28 protein-coding genes are annotated in these 21614 nt (G+C 41.1%); 13 read left to right on the top strand and 15 right to left on the bottom strand.

Going from position 1 to position 21614, the window contains the following annotated elements:
• The first annotated feature begins 120 nt into the window (after window positions 1–120).
• Window positions 121–1491 (top strand): DUF1641 domain-containing protein, encoded by a 1371-nt coding sequence (locus RQ359_RS05215; protein ID WP_457921253.1) that lies wholly within the window; start codon window positions 121–123, stop codon window positions 1489–1491.
• Window positions 1492–1722: 231 nt separating this feature from the next.
• Here RQ359_RS05215 and RQ359_RS05210 read toward each other — a convergent pair whose 3' ends face one another.
• The 5 genes from RQ359_RS05210 to RQ359_RS05190 are packed head-to-tail and all read right to left on the bottom strand — an operon-like array spanning window position 1723 to window position 6549.
• Complete coding sequence (locus RQ359_RS05210; protein WP_156017643.1) at window positions 1723–2733, bottom strand: histone deacetylase family protein; 1011 nt, start codon at window positions 2731–2733, stop codon at window positions 1723–1725.
• On the bottom strand, window positions 2721–3575 hold the full coding sequence (locus RQ359_RS05205; protein WP_054838473.1) for a hypothetical protein: 855 nt from the start codon (window positions 3573–3575) through the stop codon (window positions 2721–2723). Before RQ359_RS05205 ends, RQ359_RS05210 begins: the two co-directional genes overlap by 13 nt.
• Window positions 3572–4618, bottom strand: coding sequence for a radical SAM protein (locus RQ359_RS05200; RefSeq protein WP_054838472.1), 1047 nt, complete (start codon window positions 4616–4618; stop codon window positions 3572–3574). The genes RQ359_RS05205 and RQ359_RS05200 overlap by 4 nt, the downstream gene beginning before the upstream one ends.
• Before the next feature lie 3 nt (window positions 4619–4621).
• A complete protein-coding gene (locus RQ359_RS05195; RefSeq protein ID WP_054838471.1) occupies window positions 4622–5515 on the bottom strand; it encodes a radical SAM protein in 894 nt (297 codons plus the stop codon).
• A complete protein-coding gene (locus tag RQ359_RS05190) occupies window positions 5512–6549 on the bottom strand; it encodes a lipoyl protein ligase domain-containing protein (RefSeq protein ID WP_156017646.1) in 1038 nt (345 codons plus the stop codon). The genes RQ359_RS05195 and RQ359_RS05190 overlap by 4 nt, the downstream gene beginning before the upstream one ends.
• 120 nt (window positions 6550–6669) lie before the next feature.
• On the opposite strand from RQ359_RS05190, the gene RQ359_RS05185 reads away from it, so the two are divergent.
• The gene (locus tag RQ359_RS05185) at window positions 6670–7083 is read left to right on the top strand and encodes a CoA-binding protein (RefSeq protein ID WP_054838469.1); all 414 of its coding nucleotides are present in this window, start codon (window positions 6670–6672) and stop codon (window positions 7081–7083) included.
• Window positions 7084–7140: 57 nt separating this feature from the next.
• Complete coding sequence (locus tag RQ359_RS05180; RefSeq protein ID WP_054838468.1) at window positions 7141–7491, top strand: MarR family transcriptional regulator; 351 nt, start codon at window positions 7141–7143, stop codon at window positions 7489–7491.
• Here RQ359_RS05180 and RQ359_RS05175 read toward each other — a convergent pair.
• Window positions 7477–7740, bottom strand: a complete 264-nt coding sequence (locus tag RQ359_RS05175) for a sulfurtransferase TusA family protein (RefSeq protein ID WP_054838467.1) — start codon at window positions 7738–7740, stop codon at window positions 7477–7479. The genes RQ359_RS05180 and RQ359_RS05175 overlap by 15 nt on opposite strands.
• A 100-nt stretch (window positions 7741–7840) precedes the next feature.
• On the opposite strand from RQ359_RS05175, the gene RQ359_RS05170 reads away from it, so the two are divergent.
• A complete protein-coding gene (locus tag RQ359_RS05170; protein ID WP_170267531.1) occupies window positions 7841–7996 on the top strand; it encodes a hypothetical protein in 156 nt (51 codons plus the stop codon).
• Between the two features lie 59 nt (window positions 7997–8055).
• On the opposite strand, the gene lrs14 is transcribed toward RQ359_RS05170, so the two are convergent.
• Both lrs14 and RQ359_RS05160 read right to left on the bottom strand, forming a co-directional pair.
• A complete protein-coding gene (gene lrs14 / locus RQ359_RS05165; RefSeq protein WP_054838466.1) occupies window positions 8056–8430 on the bottom strand; it encodes an HTH-type transcriptional regulator Lrs14 in 375 nt (124 codons plus the stop codon).
• Between the two features lie 68 nt (window positions 8431–8498).
• Window positions 8499–8852 carry a hypothetical protein gene (locus tag RQ359_RS05160; protein ID WP_054838465.1) on the bottom strand — a complete coding sequence of 118 codons (354 nt, stop codon included), beginning with the start codon at window positions 8850–8852 and terminating at the stop codon, window positions 8499–8501.
• 39 nt (window positions 8853–8891) lie between these two features.
• Between RQ359_RS05160 and RQ359_RS05155 the strand changes: the two genes are divergently transcribed.
• Complete coding sequence (locus RQ359_RS05155; RefSeq protein ID WP_054838464.1) at window positions 8892–9491, top strand: 7-cyano-7-deazaguanine synthase; 600 nt, start codon at window positions 8892–8894, stop codon at window positions 9489–9491.
• Window positions 9492–9555: 64 nt separating this feature from the next.
• Here the strand turns inward: RQ359_RS05155 and RQ359_RS05150 are convergent, their stop codons facing one another.
• Window positions 9556–10044: an HAD family hydrolase gene (locus RQ359_RS05150; protein ID WP_054838463.1), complete on the bottom strand. Its 489-nt coding sequence runs from the start codon at window positions 10042–10044 to the stop codon at window positions 9556–9558.
• A gap of 54 nt (window positions 10045–10098) precedes the next feature.
• Here RQ359_RS05150 and RQ359_RS05145 point away from each other — a divergent pair, with 54 nt between their 5' ends.
• Together RQ359_RS05145 and RQ359_RS05140 are read left to right on the top strand one after the other, a co-directional pair.
• Window positions 10099–10533, top strand: a complete 435-nt coding sequence (locus RQ359_RS05145; RefSeq protein ID WP_054838462.1) for a glycine cleavage system protein H — start codon at window positions 10099–10101, stop codon at window positions 10531–10533.
• Window positions 10508–10831 (top strand): hypothetical protein, encoded by a 324-nt coding sequence (locus RQ359_RS05140; RefSeq protein WP_240900203.1) that lies wholly within the window; start codon window positions 10508–10510, stop codon window positions 10829–10831. Before RQ359_RS05145 ends, RQ359_RS05140 begins: the two co-directional genes overlap by 26 nt.
• Here RQ359_RS05140 and RQ359_RS05135 read toward each other — a convergent pair.
• Window positions 10822–10998: a hypothetical protein gene (locus RQ359_RS05135; protein WP_054838461.1), complete on the bottom strand. Its 177-nt coding sequence runs from the start codon at window positions 10996–10998 to the stop codon at window positions 10822–10824. The genes RQ359_RS05140 and RQ359_RS05135 overlap by 10 nt on opposite strands.
• A gap of 22 nt (window positions 10999–11020) precedes the next feature.
• Window positions 11021–11395 (bottom strand): helix-turn-helix domain-containing protein, encoded by a 375-nt coding sequence (locus RQ359_RS05130; RefSeq protein ID WP_054838460.1) that lies wholly within the window; start codon window positions 11393–11395, stop codon window positions 11021–11023.
• A 201-nt stretch (window positions 11396–11596) separates the two neighbouring features.
• Between RQ359_RS05130 and RQ359_RS05125 the strand changes: the two genes are divergently transcribed.
• Both RQ359_RS05125 and RQ359_RS05120 read left to right on the top strand, forming a co-directional pair.
• Entirely contained in the window at window positions 11597–11926 is a 330-nt protein-coding gene (locus RQ359_RS05125) for a hypothetical protein (RefSeq protein ID WP_156017649.1), read from the top strand.
• Window positions 11927–11944: 18 nt separating this feature from the next.
• Entirely contained in the window at window positions 11945–13078 is a 1134-nt protein-coding gene (locus RQ359_RS05120; protein ID WP_162309003.1) for an MFS transporter, read from the top strand.
• Window positions 13079–13489: 411 nt separating this feature from the next.
• Here RQ359_RS05120 and RQ359_RS05115 read toward each other — a convergent pair whose 3' ends face one another.
• The gene (locus tag RQ359_RS05115) at window positions 13490–13936 is read right to left on the bottom strand and encodes a hypothetical protein (RefSeq protein WP_054838456.1); all 447 of its coding nucleotides are present in this window, start codon (window positions 13934–13936) and stop codon (window positions 13490–13492) included.
• Window positions 13937–13989: 53 nt separating this feature from the next.
• Between RQ359_RS05115 and RQ359_RS05110 the strand changes: the two genes are divergently transcribed.
• From RQ359_RS05110 to RQ359_RS05100, 3 genes are all read left to right on the top strand, one after another.
• Complete coding sequence (locus RQ359_RS05110) at window positions 13990–14277, top strand: hypothetical protein (RefSeq protein WP_054838455.1); 288 nt, start codon at window positions 13990–13992, stop codon at window positions 14275–14277.
• 127 nt (window positions 14278–14404) lie between these two features.
• The gene (gene acnA / locus RQ359_RS05105; RefSeq protein ID WP_338117007.1) at window positions 14405–16894 is read left to right on the top strand and encodes an aconitate hydratase AcnA; all 2490 of its coding nucleotides are present in this window, start codon (window positions 14405–14407) and stop codon (window positions 16892–16894) included.
• 107 nt (window positions 16895–17001) lie between these two features.
• Window positions 17002–17529 (top strand): hypothetical protein, encoded by a 528-nt coding sequence (locus tag RQ359_RS05100; RefSeq protein ID WP_054838454.1) that lies wholly within the window; start codon window positions 17002–17004, stop codon window positions 17527–17529.
• On the opposite strand, the gene RQ359_RS05095 is transcribed toward RQ359_RS05100, so the two are convergent.
• Genes RQ359_RS05095 through RQ359_RS05085 form a run of 3 tightly spaced genes read right to left on the bottom strand, consistent with a single transcriptional unit; the run spans window position 17482 to window position 20260 of the window.
• Window positions 17482–18627: a vWA domain-containing protein gene (locus RQ359_RS05095; RefSeq protein ID WP_054838453.1), complete on the bottom strand. Its 1146-nt coding sequence runs from the start codon at window positions 18625–18627 to the stop codon at window positions 17482–17484. The two genes, RQ359_RS05100 and RQ359_RS05095, sit on opposite strands and share 48 nt — an antisense overlap.
• A complete protein-coding gene (locus RQ359_RS05090) occupies window positions 18624–19589 on the bottom strand; it encodes a metallophosphoesterase (protein WP_156017655.1) in 966 nt (321 codons plus the stop codon). Before RQ359_RS05090 ends, RQ359_RS05095 begins: the two co-directional genes overlap by 4 nt.
• Entirely contained in the window at window positions 19589–20260 is a 672-nt protein-coding gene (locus tag RQ359_RS05085; protein WP_054838450.1) for an FHA domain-containing protein, read from the bottom strand. Before RQ359_RS05085 ends, RQ359_RS05090 begins: the two co-directional genes overlap by 1 nt.
• 63 nt (window positions 20261–20323) lie before the next feature.
• Here RQ359_RS05085 and RQ359_RS05080 point away from each other — a divergent pair, with 63 nt between their 5' ends.
• Window positions 20324–21403 carry a VWA domain-containing protein gene (locus RQ359_RS05080; protein ID WP_054838449.1) on the top strand — a complete coding sequence of 360 codons (1080 nt, stop codon included), beginning with the start codon at window positions 20324–20326 and terminating at the stop codon, window positions 21401–21403.
• Window positions 21404–21614: the final 211 nt, after the last annotated feature.

Here is a 21614-nt window from a genome sequence, read left to right as displayed (position 1 = left end):
CCTTTCATGATTAAAAGTGTTACTAAAGTTTCTGAAAAACGATTAGGTCTAACCGCTAGATGAGGGTATAAGACATACTTTTTAACAAGTTAATATACTTAATAAATAGGTTAGTTAAAAATGTCCTCTTCACAGAAGGTTGTGGATCCTTTAGAAATCCTGTCAAATCAAGAGACAATAGAAAGCTTGTCCAAGTTATTGGAAGGAATGCCATCTCTAGTGAAGGTAACTTCTAAACTTTCTGAAATGGACAAAAAGGGAGAACTTGACGTTCTCATGGGCATCCTTGACCAATCTGCTTCTATATTGGATGCTGTGCAGAAGGCTGACTTGATAAACACTCTGATAACTTTCTCAATGGATCAGATAGGGAAAGTGCAGGCATTGTGGCCTCTACTTGAGAAGATGACAAGCGAGAGAGCTCTGTCCCTCCTACAATCTATGGATATAGACGGATTGTTAACTGCCGCAGAAAAAATGACTCCTCTATTGCAGAAGATGACCAGCGACAAAGCATTGAAGCTTTTGGATGGAATGGATATAGACGGATTGCTGAACGCCACTGAGAAGTTGATGCCGATAATGCAGAAGATGACTAATGAAAGGGCACTGAAGGCTCTACAGAGTATAGACTACGATACTTTGTTAGAAGCTACTGAGAAGTTGACCCCGGCTCTGAATAGGATGGCATCAATGATGGTAGATCTACAGAACAAGGGTCAACTGGACATGCTTTTGAACACCGTGGAGCAGGGATTATCCCTACTTGATGCTGTGCAGAAGGCTGACTTGATAAACACTCTGATAACTTTCTCAATGGATCAGATAGGGAAAGTGCAGGCATTGTGGCCTCTACTTGAGAAGATGACAAGCGAGAGAGCTCTGTCCCTCCTACAATCTATGGATATAGACGGATTGTTAACTGCCGCAGAAAAAATGACTCCTCTATTGCAGAAGATGACCAGCGACAAAGCATTGAAGCTTTTGGATGGAATGGATATAGACGGATTGCTGAACGCCACTGAGAAGTTGATGCCGATAATGCAGAAGATGACTAATGAAAGAACCTTGAAACTGATAGAGGGAATTGACATAGATTCATTATTGTTAACTATGGAAGCCGCAATGCCGTTACTAAAGAAGTTCACAGATCCCAACATGGTGAAAATGCTGACTCAGCTAGACTGGGATTCCATGATGGGGATGATGGGCAAGTTTGCTGAGCTCCAGAGGACCGGCGTAATGGATAAGATGATGTCTATGATGGAGACATTTGGAGACCCACAAGTAATTGACGGATTGGTACTAATGTCTTCAAAATTCGCCACTGCTATGAAGATGTGGATCAATGAGTTACCCTCAGTGAAGCCAGCAGGAAACGGATTTCTACTTAAGACAGCAGGAATACCAGCTGATGAAGACGTGAGATATGCCATAGGTATTATGATGAGCTTGGCTAAAGATATAGGAAAGGTCTTTAGACAAGGCTAAATTTCTATAAACACTTCTTAAAAATAAACATATATTTTTTGATGATGATGTCAATATTTTTTATTTTCTTACTATTATTTTTGTTATTTAGTGTGATTGATTATATACACAGAGATTCACAAATACCTATAATTTAGAGTTGAGAAAGCATAATACAATTTCTCATGTTGTAATATGACTCAACTTTATTTATAGCTACATTGCAGTATGATAGAAAGAGATAAAAATACGTTAACTCTTCTTTAAAGCCTGCATTCTCTTCCTAGCCTCATCGAATATATCTTTGTCAGTACTAGTTTTTTCTCTTTTCAATCCTACAATTGATGAACTGACACCTGAGAGACCTGCAAGGAAACCCACCATTCCGAGATAAGAGTTCTCGCCGTATCCTCCGCCTCCATAGGAGATTACGTTGAAACCTAGATTACGCTGAATTTTAGCTACTTTCCTTCCAAGGGAATAATACGACCATGACGTTAAGTTTAATGACTTTAGGTTATCGTCTATCATTCCATCAACGCCTGCGACTACTAAAACATATGAAGGATCAAAATCCTCCAGCAAATCCAGAAATGACAACGTATCTTCAAAGATGTCATCACCTGAACCCAGCGGAAGACCGATGTTGTAGTTTAGTCCTTTACCTTCTCCTTCTCCCCTTTCCTCTAGTCTGCCCGTACCAGGAAAGAATGAACCATTGTAAGCGAACACATTAATTTTTAACACCTTCTCTTTATAGAGCATTTCCTGAACCCCATTTCCATGATGTGCGTCAACGTCAACTAGGGCTACCCTCTCTCTATTATTCAGAAGTCTCTTCACCGTTATTACCACATCATTAACTGGACAGAACCCCATTGCTTTGTTTGGAAGAGCGTGATGAAACCCACCCAGCGGAACGTATATCTGATCTATGAACTTGGATCGCTCCAACGCTGTTAAAGAAGAACCAACTACCAAAAGGACGTCCTCAAAAATCCCTGGATAATGAACAGTGTCACCAGAGTCTAAAAAGCCCATATGTTCTACCTTGCTCACTTCCTTAAGCTTGTTAACGTATTCCCTGGTGTGAACTTCCAATAGAACTTCTTCAGACGCTTGTTCTGGCTTAATCTCCACAAAAGATAAGGAATCCCTAGCTAACTCTATGAACTTCCTTATTCTAGCCTTGCTCATATCCCTTATCATTGGGTGAGAAAAGGATATGTTCAGGAATCTATCGTCCCAGACTACCCCCAACATTTCTTACACCTAGAAAAGAGCTGGTAGAGATTCACTTCATCTCCCTCCTTGAACTCCGACTTCATGAAGAACCTAATAAGAGGATAACCTCCGTAGCTAAGAACTGCCTCCATGAAGGGGGATCCGCACAGGGGCTCATTTACTAGAACCTTAAACGAAAGATCGTAATCCCAAGAGGAGATTGCTCCAGCCTTCCATTCAAAGAGAAAGGCATTCCTTTTAATCTTCTTTGCCACGTAACCCATTGGAAGATCTTGAATCTCAACTCTCTGACCTAAAGAGGTATACTCTCCGAGAATTCCTCCATAACAAGCAAAGGGATAGCTCACGTTTAGGATGCCTTTAGACACGCCTAAACCGTGGATCTTCCCCGCTTTAGCGTAGTCCACAACTTGAACGTCAAAGAAATCCTCCTCGACCTTGAGAACCTTACCTACGCTTGATAGTTTATCTTCAGTTAAACGTGGGATTCTAAACGTAATGCCCTCCAAATGTGCATGAGGGAAGTCGCCCCCAGTGTAAGGTGTTGAAAGAAACTTGCCTATTGCTTCTCCCTTCCTAAAGGTCTGTCCGGCAGATAAGAAGGGCTCCACGTGAAGCATCTTCACCTTGTATCCATCTACCTCGAGGAAGGAAACAACGTCGTAGTTAACCTTTGCGTGTCTGTTGGGTCTACCTACCTTAACTTTTTCGCTGTGCAATAAGGTTCCTGAGAAGGGAGCAATGAACGTCTCCATGTCTGGGGACGATACGTCTACAGCTTCCCCGTGAACGTGGGAAGGAAAACCGCTGGAGAAAAAACTTAGCGGAGTTGACTCCTCAAGTGAAAGGAGAGGTTTCAAGATACCATGCTCACCAAGGAGGGTAACTTGGTTGCCTTTAATGCCCTTAGTGTCTGCTGTTTAGATGGATACCAAGGGATATTCTTCATGACTCCTCCCGGTCTCTCGTTAGAGTAAGGTCTGTTGCATCCAGGGCAACCACTGGTCATGAATGCTGGGGAGAGATCCTCTACCTTTATATCAGAAGGCAGGTGAATGTCTTTTAGCCTCTCTTCCTCATCGAACTCAAATGCATCAGAACTCACTACCTCGTTCTCGATCAACCATCTGGATAGTTGCATTCTTCTGTAAACGCTGACGGGCACAGGCTTAACCTTCTCCATCGGCGTCATCTCCTCTGGATAGAAGGCAAACAAGCTCAGTTTAGCTCCTCTTGAGTGAGCATATAACATTAAGTCTACGGCTTCCTTCTCCGTCTCTCCTAACCCTATTATGAGGTGAATTCCTGCGTTCATCCTGCCGAAGACGTCCACGGCTTCATCTATAGCCTTAATGTACCTATCCCAGGAATGCATGCTCCTGACCGGCTTACCTCTGACATTATCGAAGACTTCCTTACTTGCTCCATCTATTGCGACGTCTATCATGTTGGCTCCAGCCTTCTTCATTTCCTCCATGTGCCTCCTAAATGTGTACGTTGCTGTAACCAGCTCGGATATTTGGACCTCAATTCCAGCCTCCCTGATCCTCTTTGTTATCTCTATTGCATCAGGAGAGGCTCTCGGATGAGCTAATTGTCCCACACAGATCCTCTGAATCCCGTAAGTGGGGTCTCCTTGTCTCTCCTTTATTCTTTTCAATACGTCATTTAGAGGTCTAAGGGGCCACTCTACCCTAATCAAGGTCTTGCAATCTGGACCTTCAGCCACTTCTCTGGCTTGTCCGCAGTATTGACAGTTAGCCTTACAGCCATCGGGATAATATTGTAGTAGGTTTATTGTAGTGTTCAGTGCGCCCTTTAAAAAAACTCCTGGAGAGTAACCTAGGACCATGTCTGCACCGAAACTTAACCTAACCCAATCAGGACTACTTACTTGGATCATATATCACACCCTTAATATGTCCTGAACAACGTTGCCACAGCAAGCGCTGCTCAGGTGAACTGGACGCCTCCCCTGTGCGTAAACTATTGTTTCCTCCTCGGGGAAGGCTATTCCGTCTATGCCGTAATCTACGGCAAATTTTTCCACCTTGAGGTAAGGTGAGCCCCTTGGTCTAGCACAGCCCAACATAACTGGAACTTGAAACTGATCCCTTGCCTCCCTCATGACTGAAATCATCTCTTCGGGGGATGGTTGTCTGCTTCCCTCCATTTTCGTGCCTACCAAGGGCATCAGCCCAACAACGATAACGGCGTCAGGTTTTACCTCCGTCAGGAGGTCCAGAGCATGGAGGTCTCCTTCTAGTCCCTTTTTGCTTAAGCCGACAATTACGTGGGGGGTTACGCGCATTCCGGCCTGCTTCAAGTACTTGAAGGAGTTCAGGTAATCGTCTACGGTGAAGGGCTGACCTAGAATATCTCTTATTGTCTCGTCGTCTCCAACCATATCAAGGAGAGCTATTCTCACGCCTGCCTCGCTGAACTTCTTAGCTATCTCTGGGGACTTTACAACGCCAGTGTGGGCTATAATCGTCATTTTCTGTGCGTACTTCTTGGTGATGTCAGAATACTTCCAAATTGGCACATCTCCTCTAGCTGTAGAACCGCCTGAGAGGATTACCCCCTCATCTCCCCTCATTATTGCGTCCACGAACTCTTTCTCAAAAGAGTTTACGGTAGAGCCATCCTTCATTCCTTCAAGAACTCTTTTACCGCAATGCTTGCAGTTGAACGCGCAAGAGGTACCAGTTACTGAGATAGGCTTCCAGCCCTTAGATGAATTCATGTAGTCGTTTTCGTATCTCTTAAGCATTGGAGAGTAAAGAAACAGAGGTCTCATGAGTTTATCACCTCCTTTATTAGATTGAATAAATCTTGTGGTGTCATTCCTATCATCTTGACTGAACTTCCCCAATCCCTGATTTCGTCGTCTATCGTCTCCGCTCTGCTCCACTTCAGTCTAGCCTCAAGATCGTATATTGCTCTCCTGGGCTCAACGAAGAAGTCACCTGTAATTAAGACTGACTCTATCATTCCCTTTCCGGCCATCTTAACTTGAATCTTCACTAAACCTCCTGGAAGCTTCCTTTCGAGGTACTTAACTCCCTCTCCTTCCATAGTCTTCCTTATGTTGAAAACCCAGTCAGACGAGGAGTACTTCATGTTAAGCTTTTCTATCTCTTCAACTTCCTGAGAGGTGTATCCTTCATCAACAAACTTAATTCCTAGGACATCGGCAAAGGAGGATCTAGCTTGGGATATGACCTCTCCTATTTCCACGTTGCGACCAAGTTCCCTGTTCACCCAAGTTAGCCTATCTCTGAAGTCCTTGTAGAGTTTGTCCTTCATCTTTTCCGATGACATTTTCATTACTGCAAGCATGTCATCTACGTTAAAGTCAACAAGAATGGTCCCAGTAACACCTATGTATTTTCCCTCGGAGAAAGCTCCAATTCCCGATATCTTCCTACCGTTTACCTCTACGTCGTTCTTGGGTCTAAAGGAAGCTTTTATACCCATCCTATCTAACGTCTCTATTACGGCATCTGCGCTCCTCCTGAGCGCGTTCTCTGGAGTGTCACCTAGGAGGGAGGAGTGTGAATATATTTCCCATCCCATTTGCCAAGGCCCCATAACTATTGTACCCCCTCCTGTAGGTCTCCTTCCAACGGACCATCCACGCTTCTTGATCTCGTCTAAGTTAACCTCTTGTTCCACGGATTGATGGTACCCTACAAGCACTGCAGCAGGATCAAATATGACAAACCTTAACACGGGCTTAGCTCCGTGAGATACTGAATCAAGAAGAGCTTCTTCTCCAGCCAGTATATGAGACTGGTCGTTTCTCTCTAAAATGAACCTGAATTGATCCATCGGTTATAAGAGGTTAAATTAACATAAAAATATTTCTTAATAAAATATACGTGAAAAGCAATTAGAGCCTTCATTTCATTCAGTGAATTTTTAAATGGACAAAAAACATACAAATTAAATATGGAGACAAAGGAAATCTTGACAAATTTCAAGAACGTAGCGGTGGTAGGTTTCTCAAAGGATCCTACCAAGCCTTCCCATAAGGTTCCCATGTTCCTTAAGGAACACGGATATCACGTTATTCCAGTCAACCCAACGGTGAAGGAAATTAATGGAATGAAGTGCTACAACAATCTCGAGGAAATTCCAGACAGGGTAGACGTAGTTGAGGTTTTCAGACCTTCTAAGGAGGTTGAATCAATAGTGGAGCAGGCTGTAAGGAGAGCTAAGGAGAAGGGAGACGTAAAAGTAGTCTGGTTACAAGAAGGAATAGTTAACGAGAACGCTAAGAGGCAGGCAGAAGAGAACGGACTAATATTCGTGCAGGATAAGTGTATGTATAAAGAATACACTAAGTATATTGAAGGAAACTAAAGTTCTCAAAGTTTATAACGATTAAAGTTTTAATACTATAAAATTCAAAGTTATACCATGAGTTCACAACTAGAAATTTTAGATAACGCTAAGGAATCGATAAAGTGTTGTCTTAAGATAGGGGATACTGATTTCGATTCCTTAGTCCTATTAGCAAAGTTAGGAAGACCAATGTCGTCAGAAGAAATGGCCTCTACAATGAACCTTAGCAAGACCACCGTGGAGAATTCCCTAAAGAAGCTTTTAGATCTGGATCTAATAGAGAGACAAAAGGCAAACGATGAAAGCAAAAGGATAGGAAGACCAAAATACCTTTACGTAATTACTGAAGACCTATTCATCAAAATAAGGGAAAAACTGGATAGATGTGCAGATACTATAAAGAACTCGTTTTCAACATCCGCCTAAGTTTTTTAGATCTTTCTCATTAGCGGGCTCCGTCCCGTTCTTCCTCAGTGAGATTATGAAAACTCCATTCTCGCTCTTATCCTCCAATATCTCGCACTTTACCAACTTCGCAGCATCTAAAATCATGCTCCTACATCTGGAATCCTTGAATAGAACCCTTATTTCCAAATTTTTCTCCGTCATTAACTTGGTGGCTACCTTCATGAATGGACCTGGACACTCCAAGCTCGTAAGATCCATTTCTTCCATGGGTTATTAGATGTAAGTCAAAGCTAAAAATGTGTTTAGTGTAAGTAAAGAAAGCAACACTTAGAAAAAATTTTTATGTAATGATTCTTCACGTCTTTGGATGAAGGTAGTCTGTCCAGTTTGTAATAGATTGTTTGAAGCTGAATGTACACCTTACAAGGAAATAGTTGAGGAAATGATATACTACTTCGACACTGAGATGTGCCTGCTCGTGTTCAGAAAGGAGCCGGAGAAGTTTATTTACAAATGTAAATGAGAAAAAATTTTAGTTAAAAGAAGAAATATTTTCAATTTAATTGAAATATAATCTAAATATTAGTGGGCGAATTCGTTACCGAAGGAGCCAGAGAAGATATCCGCACAGTACTTAAAGTCTCTAGCTATCTTCTCGGTTAGTTTCTCATAAGAAATTGAAGTATATATAAACCTAGGTCTTCCCCCCTTGCTGTTAGGATCCTTCTCCCTCTCTATGAAACCTAGGGATGCCAACTTGTTCACGGATCTATTTATGGAGGCTTTACTCAGGTGCAACATAGACGACAGCTCATCCTCTGTCTTTCCAGTGCCCTTCATGAGAACTCTCAAAACCTGAAAGTCGGTGTCTGAAATGTCATAACAGAAACCTAAAGCGTCTATTAAACTAGCTTCCTTTCCTGAAGGTAAACGTATTTTAACATTCTCTATTTCCATATGATATAAAAGCTAATAACAAATATATAAATCTTACCTTATTAAAGAAAAAAAGGTAATTCCCGATATTACATCCACAAGCCCCTATTCATATCGTGGAGTTTGGTAGCCAGGGCTATTTGGAAGTAGCGAAAGACCTCTATGACGAACTTTACAGCTTCTTCATCTGACATAGGGTTTATTTTGTTGTTCAAGTCATTGATGAAACGTGTAAGGTCGTTCATGGTATTTCTCTCCATTTGGTATTGACTTAAGTTGAGAATCTCCCTTATTTCATCCTTAGTATGTGCTTCTTTAATCCTCTTATACATGGCTGAAACGCATCCCTCACCACCTTTGCCGAAGAGAGCGTCTTCCGGGTTCCTGAGCCATCTGGCGTAAGTTGAGGCTATTTTCTTTGCCTCGTTCTCTACTGATGCCATATATATAGATTTGAGAGTCGGTATTAAAATGATGAAAAGATGAAAAGTCTCTTGCTGCTTTCAGGAGGAATGGATTCGTCTTCAGCGGCATACATATTATCTAAGATGGATGACGTAGACGCCATATTCTTCAACTACGGTCAAAGGTCGTTTAAGCAACAGAAGAAGGCAGTCATGAAGGTGGTGAAGGACCTTGAAATGAAGCTAATTGAGGTTGACGTGAAAGGACTCGGAGACGTCTTCGCCCAAGGAGAGTGGATGAGACCTCATGAACCAATCAAACATAGGAACGTCATCCTTGTATCTACAGCGTTAACTTACGCCGCAGAGAAGGGATATGACGAAGTGGTTTTAGCTACTATAAACGAGGACTGTGAATATGAACCGAACAAGGCGACCATACTCAGGGATCTTAAGATATTAGGTGAAACCGTAGGGGTAAAGCTATCTACTCCTTTCGTTAATTTGAGCAAGGCAATAGTTCTCAAGATGGGCGTAAAGAACGGCTTAGATCCTTCAATAACTTACTCGTGCATGTTAGGACATGAGAAGCATTGCGGTAAATGTTCCCAATGCGAACATAGGAAAATAGCATTTAAGAGTGCTAATATTACAGATCCAACGCAATACATGGAATAAAACTTGTCTATCTCTAGATTAAAAATTGACCAGATTAATAAAAATTAATAAAAAAGGAATGACTTCATGTAACCTTCAGAGTTCTTAGGGCTCTTCCCAGCTCGTTCAGATCATTTATCATGAAAGTGGGAGAATACTTGTCGCATTCCTCTCTTCTATTGACACAGATTATCCTCACCCTGGAATCATAGAACCTACAAGAAAGCAGATCCAACGGGGAAGCTCCTATGGTTATCACTTCCAGCGGATCCCATTCGCTGACCTCAAATAGCTCCTTGTAAGGTATTAGCGAAGGCTTCGTCTTGCCCTTGTTATACACTAAGATGCTTGGCTTAAGTTGAACCTTTTTTAAAAGTCTCTCCGTTTCTTCCTTTGAGAAGGGGGAGAGAATTGCCATGTCCTTTTCGTACTCCTTCAGAACCAAATAGTCCCCATATGTCTCAGCGTTACCTAAGGTGGGCAACTCGAATGAGCCTTCTTTGTATATCTTGTACAATCTTTCGGTCAGATTTGCCTTAAATATGACTCCGTCTAACCAGACAGCTAATTTCAAGGTTACTTAATTTTAAAAATTAAAATTTATAAACTTTGAGAGGCAAAGTCTTCTGTGAAAGCGGGTAATTTCTATTTCCCTGACGAACTTTTATATGATACAGAAAAACACATATGGATAAAAATAGAGGAAAACATAATAACTGTTGGAATTACAGACATGGGACAATACGTTGCTGGAAAGATCTTTCAAGTAACATCTAAGGACGTAGGAGAAAAGGTAAATTCTAGGTCAAACTTATTCACTTTGGAGAGCGCTAAGTGGATTGGAAAGTTCAGACTTCCAATTGAAGGTGAAGTGATCCAAGTGAACCAGGAGGTAATTTCAAATCCATCGAAAATAAACGAAGATCCTTACTCAGCATGGATAGTGAAGATCAAGGTGGAAAAACCTGAAGGTGTAAAGGAGAGATTCAAGGATGTAAATCAAGCGATACCAGAGTTCCAAAAGGAGGCGTCTCGCCTTGTCAGAGAAACAAGTAGTACTTAACGCAATAGAGGGTTACAAGTTCGACGTCATGTTAGCTGGAATATTGGACGATTCTTTGCTTATAGTATCCAAGAATAAGGTTCCTGAGTTTTATGAGGAGAACTGCAAAAGGTATAGAATAATTCATTATTACCCTGATGATTACATCAACCTTTTGTTGCAGGGAAAAGAGAACGAGGTTTTCAGACCTTTTCATGTTTATTATTTCGTTAAAGTATACATGAGGAAGGTCCTTGACGTTTTAGCTTCTGTCGAGGTAGCGAGGATGGCAGATGAATGGCATAGGAATCAGCCATAATGGGCTCTAGTCTTCCTTAGCCATTCCCTAAAGCACTTCCTAGAACAGAAAATGTTCAACCTGCCATTTATCATTAAAATAACTTCTGCATAATCAACTTCCACGCCACAATTTGAACATTGACCAAAAGAAGGAATTGAAAATATTTGCCTTGAACGCTTGGACATTACAAAAGCTTAGCTTGTACCTTTAAATAGCTACCGTCATTGTCTTCTGTATAGAGCCCTTTAGCGTGGTCAATAGTTTCTCCAGATCAGTATCAAGCCTGCTGTATAATTTTTCCCTGTCAACCCAATACATGAAGTTTGGTCTTCCTTTTCTCTTGTCCTCACTTTGTACCTTTTCCCTTTCTACCAGCCCCTTGTCGATGAGACTATTTAGGGATTTGCTTATGGAAGCCTTCGTTACGTTAAGTTTAGACGCTATATCGTCAGTAGTCATTTTACCTTCCGTCATTAACATATGAAGTAACTCTACGTCACTTTTAGAAAGTCCGTACATGAATGCTATAAATTCATGTATGTCGACTTCTCTCCCGTCTGGAAACTTTATCTTTTCAGCCATTTGCTTTCACTAATACTTTATTAAAGTTCTAAGCTTAAATAAAGCATATATACTAAGTTATACTAATGTACACAAATGTATTTCATAAAAACTTAACACTGTTAAATAAACTCTGTTAATTAACAGAGTTAAGGTATTCATTTAGTGAAATGAATAACAAAGATAATAATGAAATGTTTCATATACTTTGATTAGGGATCCTTGAGGAAATTTACGTTAAAATGTGAGGAATCATTTTACAAGGTGGTTCCTCCGCTCAGAAATGCATTGGTTGATAAGCTGATGGAAAAAGGTCTTTCATTGAAGAGAGCATCCTCGATTGCAGGGATATCTGTTGTAACATATGAGAAGAACAAGAAGAAGTTTGAGAAGGAAATAGCTATTCTTAAATCCAACGAGGAAATGAACGAAATGTTGGAACTTACATCCATGAAATACGTCAACCGAATTGACGAGGGACCATTTTGTGTAATGTGCAGCATTGCCAGGGTAGTTCTTGATCTTGAGAAATGCGAAAGCGTTAATAAATAATATTATTTCATTTTTATAGTGAAGAAGGGACCTTTACTCTTTATCTGTTCAGCTTCGTTCTTTATGTCCTATTTCTCTAGGCTAGTTTGGAGCATCGTATCAAGCTTCTCTACCTTGAAGCCCACACAGGTGGAGGATGGAGTAATATTTTCTCTGTTTTTCGTTGGTTACGTTGTAGTTCAAATACCATCAGGAATTATAGTCGACTCAGTAGGTCCGAGAAAGGTAATGGTAGGTTCTCTTTTAGGACTGTCAATTGCATCTTTAGGGTCAGCAATCTCCCCTTCAATCTTTTGGGAATATGTAAGTAGTCTAGTAATGGGATTATCTGCTGGCTGGATATATCCAACTACAATAAAAGTAATTTCGGGCAACTATAAGGGGAGGGATCTCCACAATGCGATCGGACTTTACAGCCTGGCTTGGCCTCTGTCTATTGTTACTTCGGGGTTTCTAATTCCTCCTTTGGCTACGATAAACTGGGAGTTACCTTACATCGTTCTATTCTTCATGACATTAGCCCTCTCCATAGTATCATGGAAGGTAATAAGAGAAGAGAGAAAGCCCATTTCCAGAAGGTCGATATCCTTCGCTAAAGATATAAGAGTAATTGCAATCTCCGCAGGTGGGTTCATGTTCTTCTTCTCTTACTGGAGCTTAACGCTTTTCCTGTACAAATTCCTTTTAATCGTACATTATAACCCGATAATCGCTGGAGTCATTTATTCCTTCACCGCGATAGCTGGAATTCCTTCCACTATAATTTCAGGAAGAATACTTGATATCATTGGAACTAGAAGATCCTTGTTAACTTTCGTAGGAATGTACGGGATTTTCATATTGCTCATAGATTTCACGTACAAGTTTCTAATTCCTCTTTCCTTACTCTTCTTAGCTATGGGATTCGTAAGGTTTATAATAACTCCCTCCCATTCAAGTGCCCTCGCGTTCATTGGAGGGAAGAACAGTGGTGGAGTGTCTGGGTTCGCAAACTTCTTCTGGCAATTTAGCGGGATCGTAAGTTCCATCGTATCGCCATTAATAGTTGAAAACTTAAGCTACCAATTACTGTGGGCCTTCATGGGAACCATAACCCTTCTGTCCTTGTTCTTCTATTACATGGTTAGGGTTAACGATTTCAACGTATCCTAAGAAGACTAAAGTGTGTTAAAATTTTCACAAAAAATGTACAACTTCCTATTGATATTATCAAGATCAACATGATTAACGCTTTTCGTTAAGAAAATCGTTTAAGCTAACCAAATGGGTTTCATATAAAAAATATTAAGGAGGAGGTCAAGAAGCTTACTCAATAAGTTTTTATAAATATACATTTCTATACACTTTAATATAGATATGTTAAAAATAATTATAAAGTGTTGGTGCACTCGCATTCACCCAATTAGGAGAAGAGAAATAAGGAGGTGTCATGAGTGGGATGAAAGGAAAAATTGTATATAAAACATACAAATTACTAATCAAAAGGTTTAAATTAAAATTGGAAACTAATTGATTATATTAAGCTCTAATATACAGACATAATTAAATACATACGAGAACCTATTATTGTTTTTGCTGTTCCGTCGATTCCGCTCCGCTATTATTCCCAGTTTGCTGGCTGGGTTGCTCTGAAGTCTCTTGTTTAGCTTTAGTTGGAGGCTGTTCTTCCTTCTTCGATGTCTTCTCCTCCTTCTTCTCTTTCTTAGGCTTAACTATCCTTTGTTGCCTTATCTGAAAAGTTAACTTGGCTCCAGAAGTAGAAGTACACTCCTTGATCCAAACATCTCCTTCCTTCTTCATGGGAGTGCATTGAACGCTGTTTCTTTCAACTACGTTATTCACAAATTTCCTTGCATTAACCAACTTCCTAAATGGGTGCTCCTCAACTTCAACTACCTTTCTCTTGGTTCCTTGCTCTCCCTTCTCATGTTTAACTACCTTTAACTTCACAGGATTTTCTCCCTTATCGTCTTTAACTGTTAGCTTGACGAAATACTTGACAACTTTCATGAAAGAACACTACGTTGATTAAAAATAAAAGTTTGACTAGAGACAATGTTATCATGATCTCAACAAACGAAATAGTGAGCATAGCCGTAACTTTCGTGCTGGGATTATTGATAGGATTCTTAGTGAGAAAGTTGTTTGCGGTTGGCATAATACTTGTGGCGATAGTAGTTTTGTTAATGGCTATAGGGTATTTATCTCCTGCTACGGTTGAATCGCTTCTTGAATCTGTAGGAGCACAAGTTCCAAAGGCAATATCCGAAGCTAAATCGATATCACATTATGTTCCATATGACTCCATAGTTTTCGTAATAGGCTTTATCATAGGATTGGTAAAGGGCTAAGACCAAGCTTGATCCTTCCTTTCTATCTTTTTTAACTTATACCTTCTCTCCTGTTTTTGTTCTAGAGAGATTAAATCACACTGTTAAGTTAGCATTGCTTTTAACCGTTTGAGAGTAGAGATTACACGTGAACGTAAAAAAAGAGAAAATAGGGGATCTGGAAGTAATTAAACTGCCTGACGAGGCAAAGGAGCTACCATATAGCCTTAGAGTGATCTTGGAGAACGCCTTGAGGAACGGCTTTAACGAAAGCGCTGAGAGAATAATGAGGAGAAAAATAGGTGAAGAAATAGAGTTCATGCCTACAAGAATAGTGATGCAGGATTACACTGGAGTTCCTTTACTTGTTGACTTGGCTGAAATGAGGAGTGAGGCTAAAAGGAAAGGTAGAGATCCCAACATGATTAATCCATTAGTTAGATCTGACCTAGTCATAGACCATTCAGTTCAGGTTGACTATTACGGAACTTCCTATTCCTTAGAATTAAACATGAAGAAGGAATTCGAAAGGAACTTGGAGAGATACAAATTCCTCAAATGGGCTCAATCATCATTTACCAACTTGAGGGTAGTTCCTCCAGGGAACGGGATAATACACCAAGTGAACTTGGAATTCCTTTCATCTGTAATAGACGTAAAGGATAACGTTGCTTTCCCAGAGATAGTTATAGGAACTGACTCCCATACTACCATGATAGGAGGAATAAGCGTCTTGGGCTGGGGTGTGGGCGGACTAGAAGCTGAAGGTGTAATGCTGGGAGAGCCTTACTATATGAACGTTCCAGAGGTGGTGGGAGTCAGACTAGAGGGTAAAACGAGGGAGGGAGTGACTCCTACGGATGTTGTGTTATACATTACTGAGATGCTAAGAAAGAAGGGTGTAGTTGGGAAGTTCGTTGAGTTCTTTGGGGACATCTATTCTTTGCCCGTTCCAGATAGAGCTACGATATCCAATATGGCACCAGAGTACGGTGCGACGGTGGGTTACTTCCCCATTGACGATAACACGCTCAAGTATCTAAACGGAACTGCAAGAAATGAAGAACTGGTGAAGAAAGTTTCCTCTGAGATTGGGTTAGTATATAATAATGAGCCTAAATATGACACTGTAATCGAAGTTTATTTAAATGAGATAGAGCCCGCCATAGCCGGACCCAAAAATCCAGAAGAAAGGATACCACTGAAGAAGGTTAAAGAATCAGTAAGGGGGTTAATGGGAAACTCTAAGGGAAAGGTAATAGAAGACGGTTCAGTGGTGATCGCTGCAATAACCAGCTGCACCAACACTTCAAATCCTTCAGTCATGTTAGGAGCTGGAATTTTGGCTAAGAAGGCGGTATCCTACGGACTAAGGAGTAAACCCTTCGTTAAGACGAGCATGGCTCCTGGCTCACCAGTAGTCATGAATTACTTGTCAGACTCAGATTTACTTCCTTACCTTCAAGCTTTGGGATTCCATGTAGTCGGCTTCGGTTGTACAACGTGTATAGGAAATGCAGGTCCTCTTCCTAAGGAAGTTGAAGATGACGTTAAAGGTGGGGTTAGCGCTTTCGCCGTCCTTAGCGGAAACAGGAACTTCGAAGGAAGGATTAACCCTTACCTTAAAGGTGCGTTCCTAGCTTCGCCGGAACTGGTTGTGGCTTATGCGTTAGCGGGTAGAATCAACATAGATTTCTACAACGAACCCATTGGAAACGATCCAAACGGAAAGCCAGTCTTCCTGAAGGATGTTTGGCCCTCTAATCAGGAAATTTTAGAGAAATACGAGATGGCAATGAGACCTGAAATTTACGCCAAGAGAAAGGAATCTATATTTAGCGGAGATAAGATGTGGGAATCCTTAAACGTAGAGGGAGGTACAACTTACTCCTGGGAGAGCTCATCTTACATAGTTGAACCTCTGTGGTTCTCTTCAAGAAGAAAGATTTCAGACGTTAAAGGGGGAAGAATCCTGCTACTGCTTGGGGACAAAGTGACCACTGACCACATCTCTCCTGCAGGTCCAATACTTCCTGACTCTCCAGCAGGTGTTTTGCTAAAATCCATGGGGATAACTGAACTAAACACTTACGGAGCTAGGAGGGGAAATCACGAAGTTATGATGAGAGGAGGGTTTGCAAACCCCAAGTTGAAGAACTTCCTTGTAGAAAGAAACGGTGGATATACGAAGCATTTCCCAGACGCAGAGGAAATGTCAGTTTACGACGCGTCAATGAAATACATGAAGGAAGGAGTGGATCTTGTAATAGTAGCCGGAAAGCAGTACGGTACGGGAAGTTCAAGAGATTGGGCTGCTAAGGTTACATACCTTTTAGGCGTTAAGGCTGTTCTAGCTGAAAGCTTCGAGAGAATTCACAGGAGCAACTTGGTCTTCATGGGCGTTGTTCCCATCGAGATACCTGATTGGAGAGGTCTAGGAGTCAAGGGCAATGAGTTAGTAGACATAGATGGATTATCTAGAGTTAAGGCTGGAGGCAAAGTTAAGGTAACATTTCGTGGAGAGAAGGAAATAACCACAGATGGAAAAGTGAGGATAGACAACGAGGCAGAAATGAAATACGTTAAGGCTGGAGGAATCCTTCATTACGTGTTGGATAAGATGCTCGATAAAAAGTAATTTTTTTATCGCCGTGTATCATAAAAATTTTTTATTTCTCAAAACAGAGTAACAGGGTAATATTTTAAAAAAATTTATATCAAGGGAGGGACAATTATATACTTACAATGAGGCTCCAAGGATATGATATAACCTCCATATTAACGCCTGAGACACATTACGTTGTGTCTCAGTTAGAACCGCTTAATGGAAGAGATTTACCTTCCTTTGTGAGCATGGACGCTTCAATGAACGAGATTAGGAGAATAACTTTCAACGAAAGGAAGACTTCGTTTTATGCCTTCTACAAGTATGCCGTAAAGGTAAAGGGAATTGGAAAGATGGAATCCTTAAGGGGAATGAATAGAATAGAAATTCAAGTTAGAGGAAGACACATAGAGATGAAAGGATTCAGGGAGGGTAAGCTGAGGGCTATCCTGTCAGTATACGACGTGCCTACTTTGACGTGGAGTCTAGAGGAAATTGAATCGTTCCTCAAGGGTAGCTTCGGCCTAGCTCTGAAGAAAGGAGACGTAATAGAGGCGAAAAATCTGGATTTCGTAAAGGATAACGTAAGGGTAAAGATTATCGATGTGGATTCTTGGCCTTTACCCCTCTCTCAACTTCCTGGTAACCTCACTGGTAACCTCTTTTGATAACCTCCTGGTTTGCTCAGTTGAACCTAACCTCTTTGTAGTTTCAAGTTCGTTCGATAGCCTCCTGGTAGTTTCGATTAGCTCTATTCTCCTGGTCTGTTGTGCAACCTGATTTAGCTGTGTCAAAGTCCTCGTAGCTTCTACCAATTCCTCTCCTTGGATCTGCTTAGCATACTTGTTCAAGAGCTCGTAATAACGATACTCAGAGATTAAGTCGTTGTTTACACCGGCCATGAATGTCTGCTGATCCTTTGCAGGTTTAACTTCGATGGGCGTCATGACGGCTTCTTGCTTACCTGTTGCTGGATCCTCGTATTGAACCTTCACAGTTAAGAAAGTTCCGCTATAGTTAGCGGGCATTTCGGTTTCTCCTAGAACCTTCACAACGTTTTCTACAGCGTTCACCTTAACGGGAAGAGACGAGTAATTAAGGAGCTTGGTTCCAGAACCCTCAGTGATCAAATCCACTATAACGTTCTTTGCGGCTATCTCCGTAACTGCCTTCTTTGGAAGCTTCTCCGCTATCTCGTTTGGATCGGATATATGATAGAACAGACCGTTTGTCTTATCTGCCAGTGTCTTCAACAAGACCTCGTTGTAGTCATCTCCTATCCCAAAGGCTATTATTTGAAGGTCTTTGAAGAACTGTATTGCTGAGTAAACTTCAGTGTTAGTTTGATCGGTTGGATTTCCATCGGTCAGTAAAAGAACGTAGCTTGGCATCTCATGAGATCTAGCTATCTTGTTTGCAGTCAACAGAGCAGTGTAGAGCGCCGTTTGACCTGATGCAGTTATTGATGAAAGATCTTCGACAGATTGCGGATCCACAGCCTCCTTTATTACCTTAACGCTATCGGAGAACGTAATGAAAGTAACTTTGTTCCCCTCAGGTATTCTAGAGAGGAGAGCAGAAGCACCTTGTTTAGCTACGTCCATCTTGTATCCCGTCATAGATCCGCTTGTATCCAAGAGGACTATGTAATGGAAACCTCTGGCCGTACCCATTCTCTCTGGTACTAACATTACCTTGAACATGTACCTCAAAGGAGATGAAAAAGAGTACTTATGGCTAGTTTCTACTCTCATAGATAGGGTCATTCATTCTCACCTAGAATTTTCAATACGTGGAAACTTTTGTTCTCGTCCATTATTAACACACCTGCTGACATTTGGTGATACCTGCTAGAAAAAACGGTTATAACTTTGCCATCCATTTCCCACGAGTATCCATCCTTTACTTCATGTGCCCTTATTATACCCTTTAGATTATTTGAGGCAAGGAAATCTTCAACCACGTTCCTGCCAAAGTAGAAAGTGCCCTCCCCCCTTACGTTAGGAAGGAAACCATCAATGCAGTCTCTAGGATCGTTCCAGAGCAATTGCATAGCCACTGGATCTGACGGTTCTTGGTCTCCCTTAGGTAAGGAATTAAGGTTCTTAACATCTTTCAATAAAGGAGACAAAGAATCGCTATTCATGTCCTTCGCGAGTCCTCCGTGCACGCAGAAGTACCCATTAACTGTAATTGCATAAGGCATGTTGGAAAACATCTCAACAAACCTCTCGTAAGGATATTCGGGAACCTTTTTAGATAACTCGTTTACAAAACCGTAGTGATAGTTAGTTATGGGACTCTCATGATTTCCCCTCAATATTACCAATTTTCCTTCATTTCCCTTCTCTTTCTCTGCTAAAGCCTCCCTCAAAATAAGTATTAAGTTCTCTAAGCTTTCAGGTCCCCTATCTACGTAATCTCCCAAGAATACGATCTTACCTACAGTATCATCCCGAAGGAATTTCATGAGGGTATAAAGAGTTACATCGAAGGCCCCGTGCGTATCTCCTACGAACACTATTTTCTTGTCTGTGTTTATTTCCCCCAAATATGCTTGCTGTTCCTTAAATAGAGAGTTGGAGTCTTCAAGTATCTTATTCAAGGTTTCTTTGTTAGAAATTATATCCCTTATTGCTTGATAGGCTTGTTCCTGTTCTTCCTTGTGTTCGGATAGAAATTTAGATGCCTTAACTTCCTCCTCTGTGGGGGCACGGAGCACTTCCATTACTCCTTCACTACTTTTATCACAGTGTTGTTGGCAAGTTTCAACACGGAGTTAGGACCAATCTCTGCTTTACCTTTCACTGGCTGGAACATCTTACCATCATATATGTAAGTTCCATTGGTACTGTTGAGATCCTCTATCTCGAGCTTTCCTCCTTCATACGAGATAATTGCATGCTTCCTTGAGACCTCTGGGTCAGGTATTACTATCACGTTTTCAGGGCTTCTGCCCAATGAGATAGATGGAAATACGTCAAACTCTAGAGGTATCTTTGTTTTGTTAAATTGTGGATTTGGAGTGTTTATGAACTGTAAATAGAACCTGCCTTGCTTCTGTTCCACTGGCTGTTGAAGCTGTACCTCCTGTTGGGTTGCGTTTGTTGGAACTGTAGGTGGCTCATTTATGACTGCTTCGGCTGGCTGGCTTGACTCTTGGGGTGTATCCTGCGTTACTGGTTGAGCCTGCTCCACGACTTGTTCTGGCTGAGGTGAGGTTGGTTGTTCTGGACTCTGAGTTTCGGGAGCCATTTGGGTTTCGTTTTCAGGAGCTGTTTGAGCTTCAGGTATAGATGCAGATGGAGTCAAAGAGTCAGGTTTCTTTGCTCCACATCTTGTACAAAAATTAGCATCGTCTAAATTTTCATTCCCGCAAAATGGGCATTTCCATGTCATGTTTGTATAATAGCTTGCAAAATACTTAAAAATTTCTGTCCATCAAAACATTAGGTAACAGCATTGGTAGTTTCAGTTAAACTGACTCAATCTTACACAGTCGCTAACGTGAATAAACCTACAGAGTCTGGCGTTGTAGTTTATATAATACCGGAGTCTGCAGTTACGCTCACTAATACCCACTTCATAATTGCGGTGGACAACAGTCCTTCCATGAAGAACGACAACAAGCTAGATACTGCAATGCAGGCTGCACAGAACTTCCTGGCAACTTTGCCGCCAGGGAACCTCGTTACATTAATGTACTTTGCAAATCATCCACATATAATATATCAAGGACCCACGGGACAACCTATCACGATTGAGAGAAAATTTGAGGGGACAACAAGGCTTCACGAGGCGTTAAGGGAAATCATAAGAATATCGTCACAGAACAACATGGCCACTAAGGTGATTCTATTAACAGATGGACAATCGGTTGACAAGACCAACGTTAAAGATTACAAGGCACTTCAATTTCCCCCCTATGTTCAATTAATCTGTTTAGGAGTTGGAAGGGATTACAACGAGAAAATATTAAAGACATTAGCTGACATGACCGGAGGACTATTCTATCATGTGGAGGATCCAAATTCCCTTCCTATGTTCTTCGAGAGTCAGAAATCTAGAAGCACAGCAGCTTACAACTTGGAACTTGATACACCCAGAGAATTCACTCCTCTTAACTACAATCCACCAATTAGGATTCCTATAGTCGAAAACATGGTAGCGGTATACGGGACTATTTTAGTTCCTCCTGGGAAAGATCCATACACCGCTAAATTCGTAGTTAAATACATTGAGCCTGCTGATGGAAAAGAGAGGGAGGTGACTAAATTCATTACATTCAACAGAGGAGACGAGCAAGAAGTAATGGCATCTGTTAACGACAGAGTACAAGCCGAAATCAAGTACTATAGACTCTTAAGGGAATACGAACAATCGTTGATGAACGGAAATACAGAGTCAACGCGTATACTACAATCACTTCAGGAGGCAGCAGAACAGACTAGGAGGGAAGACTTAATTGAAAGCACTAGAAAGCTAAGCGGTGACTTTAAGACCGATCTGTCTGAAATTACAAGAAAAATGAGGTCACAATAATTTCTCGACATTCACACAAGGTTAGATTTTTCCTTTAACCTCCTCCATTTAAGAGAGGAGAGATCTTATACATGCTATACTTTATGTAGTATCATGTCTTCTTTTTATAACAGTAATGTAATATTTCCTCTTTATCATTAGAGGAATAGAAAGCTATCCAAACTTTTCCTAAAAGGTACAGAGACCAACGTGTAATTTGAAAACTCAATAT

Source organism: Sulfuracidifex metallicus DSM 6482 = JCM 9184 (assembly GCA_032834875.1).
In the GTDB taxonomy this organism is placed as follows: domain Archaea; phylum Thermoproteota; class Thermoprotei_A; order Sulfolobales; family Sulfolobaceae; genus Sulfuracidifex; species Sulfuracidifex metallicus.
This window is presented reverse-complemented; position numbering and strand designations above follow the sequence as displayed.

Coding starts and splice junctions, on each gene's coding strand:
- RQ359_RS05215 (WP_457921253.1), top strand. CDS start 121: ATGTCCTCTTCACAGAAGGTTGTGGATCCTTTAGAAATCCTGTCAAAT.
- RQ359_RS05210 (WP_156017643.1), bottom strand. CDS start 2,733: ATGTTGGGGGTAGTCTGGGACGATAGATTCCTGAACATATCCTTTTCT.
- RQ359_RS05200 (WP_054838472.1), bottom strand. CDS start 4,618: ATGATCCAAGTAAGTAGTCCTGATTGGGTTAGGTTAAGTTTCGGTGCA.
- RQ359_RS05195 (WP_054838471.1), bottom strand. CDS start 5,515: ATGAGACCTCTGTTTCTTTACTCTCCAATGCTTAAGAGATACGAAAAC.
- RQ359_RS05190 (WP_156017646.1), bottom strand. CDS start 6,549: ATGGATCAATTCAGGTTCATTTTAGAGAGAAACGACCAGTCTCATATA.
- RQ359_RS05185 (WP_054838469.1), top strand. CDS start 6,670: ATGGAGACAAAGGAAATCTTGACAAATTTCAAGAACGTAGCGGTGGTA.
- RQ359_RS05180 (WP_054838468.1), top strand. CDS start 7,141: ATGAGTTCACAACTAGAAATTTTAGATAACGCTAAGGAATCGATAAAG.
- RQ359_RS05175 (WP_054838467.1), bottom strand. CDS start 7,740: ATGGAAGAAATGGATCTTACGAGCTTGGAGTGTCCAGGTCCATTCATG.
- RQ359_RS05170 (WP_170267531.1), top strand. CDS start 7,841: ATGAAGGTAGTCTGTCCAGTTTGTAATAGATTGTTTGAAGCTGAATGT.
- lrs14 (WP_054838466.1), bottom strand. CDS start 8,430: ATGGAAATAGAGAATGTTAAAATACGTTTACCTTCAGGAAAGGAAGCT.
- RQ359_RS05160 (WP_054838465.1), bottom strand. CDS start 8,852: ATGGCATCAGTAGAGAACGAGGCAAAGAAAATAGCCTCAACTTACGCC.
- RQ359_RS05155 (WP_054838464.1), top strand. CDS start 8,892: ATGAAAAGTCTCTTGCTGCTTTCAGGAGGAATGGATTCGTCTTCAGCG.
- RQ359_RS05135 (WP_054838461.1), bottom strand. CDS start 10,998: ATGTCCAAGCGTTCAAGGCAAATATTTTCAATTCCTTCTTTTGGTCAA.
- RQ359_RS05130 (WP_054838460.1), bottom strand. CDS start 11,395: ATGGCTGAAAAGATAAAGTTTCCAGACGGGAGAGAAGTCGACATACAT.
- RQ359_RS05115 (WP_054838456.1), bottom strand. CDS start 13,936: ATGAAAGTTGTCAAGTATTTCGTCAAGCTAACAGTTAAAGACGATAAG.
- RQ359_RS05110 (WP_054838455.1), top strand. CDS start 13,990: ATGATCTCAACAAACGAAATAGTGAGCATAGCCGTAACTTTCGTGCTG.
- RQ359_RS05100 (WP_054838454.1), top strand. CDS start 17,002: ATGAGGCTCCAAGGATATGATATAACCTCCATATTAACGCCTGAGACA.
- RQ359_RS05095 (WP_054838453.1), bottom strand. CDS start 18,627: ATGACCCTATCTATGAGAGTAGAAACTAGCCATAAGTACTCTTTTTCA.
- RQ359_RS05090 (WP_156017655.1), bottom strand. CDS start 19,589: ATGGAAGTGCTCCGTGCCCCCACAGAGGAGGAAGTTAAGGCATCTAAA.
- RQ359_RS05085 (WP_054838450.1), bottom strand. CDS start 20,260: ATGACATGGAAATGCCCATTTTGCGGGAATGAAAATTTAGACGATGCT.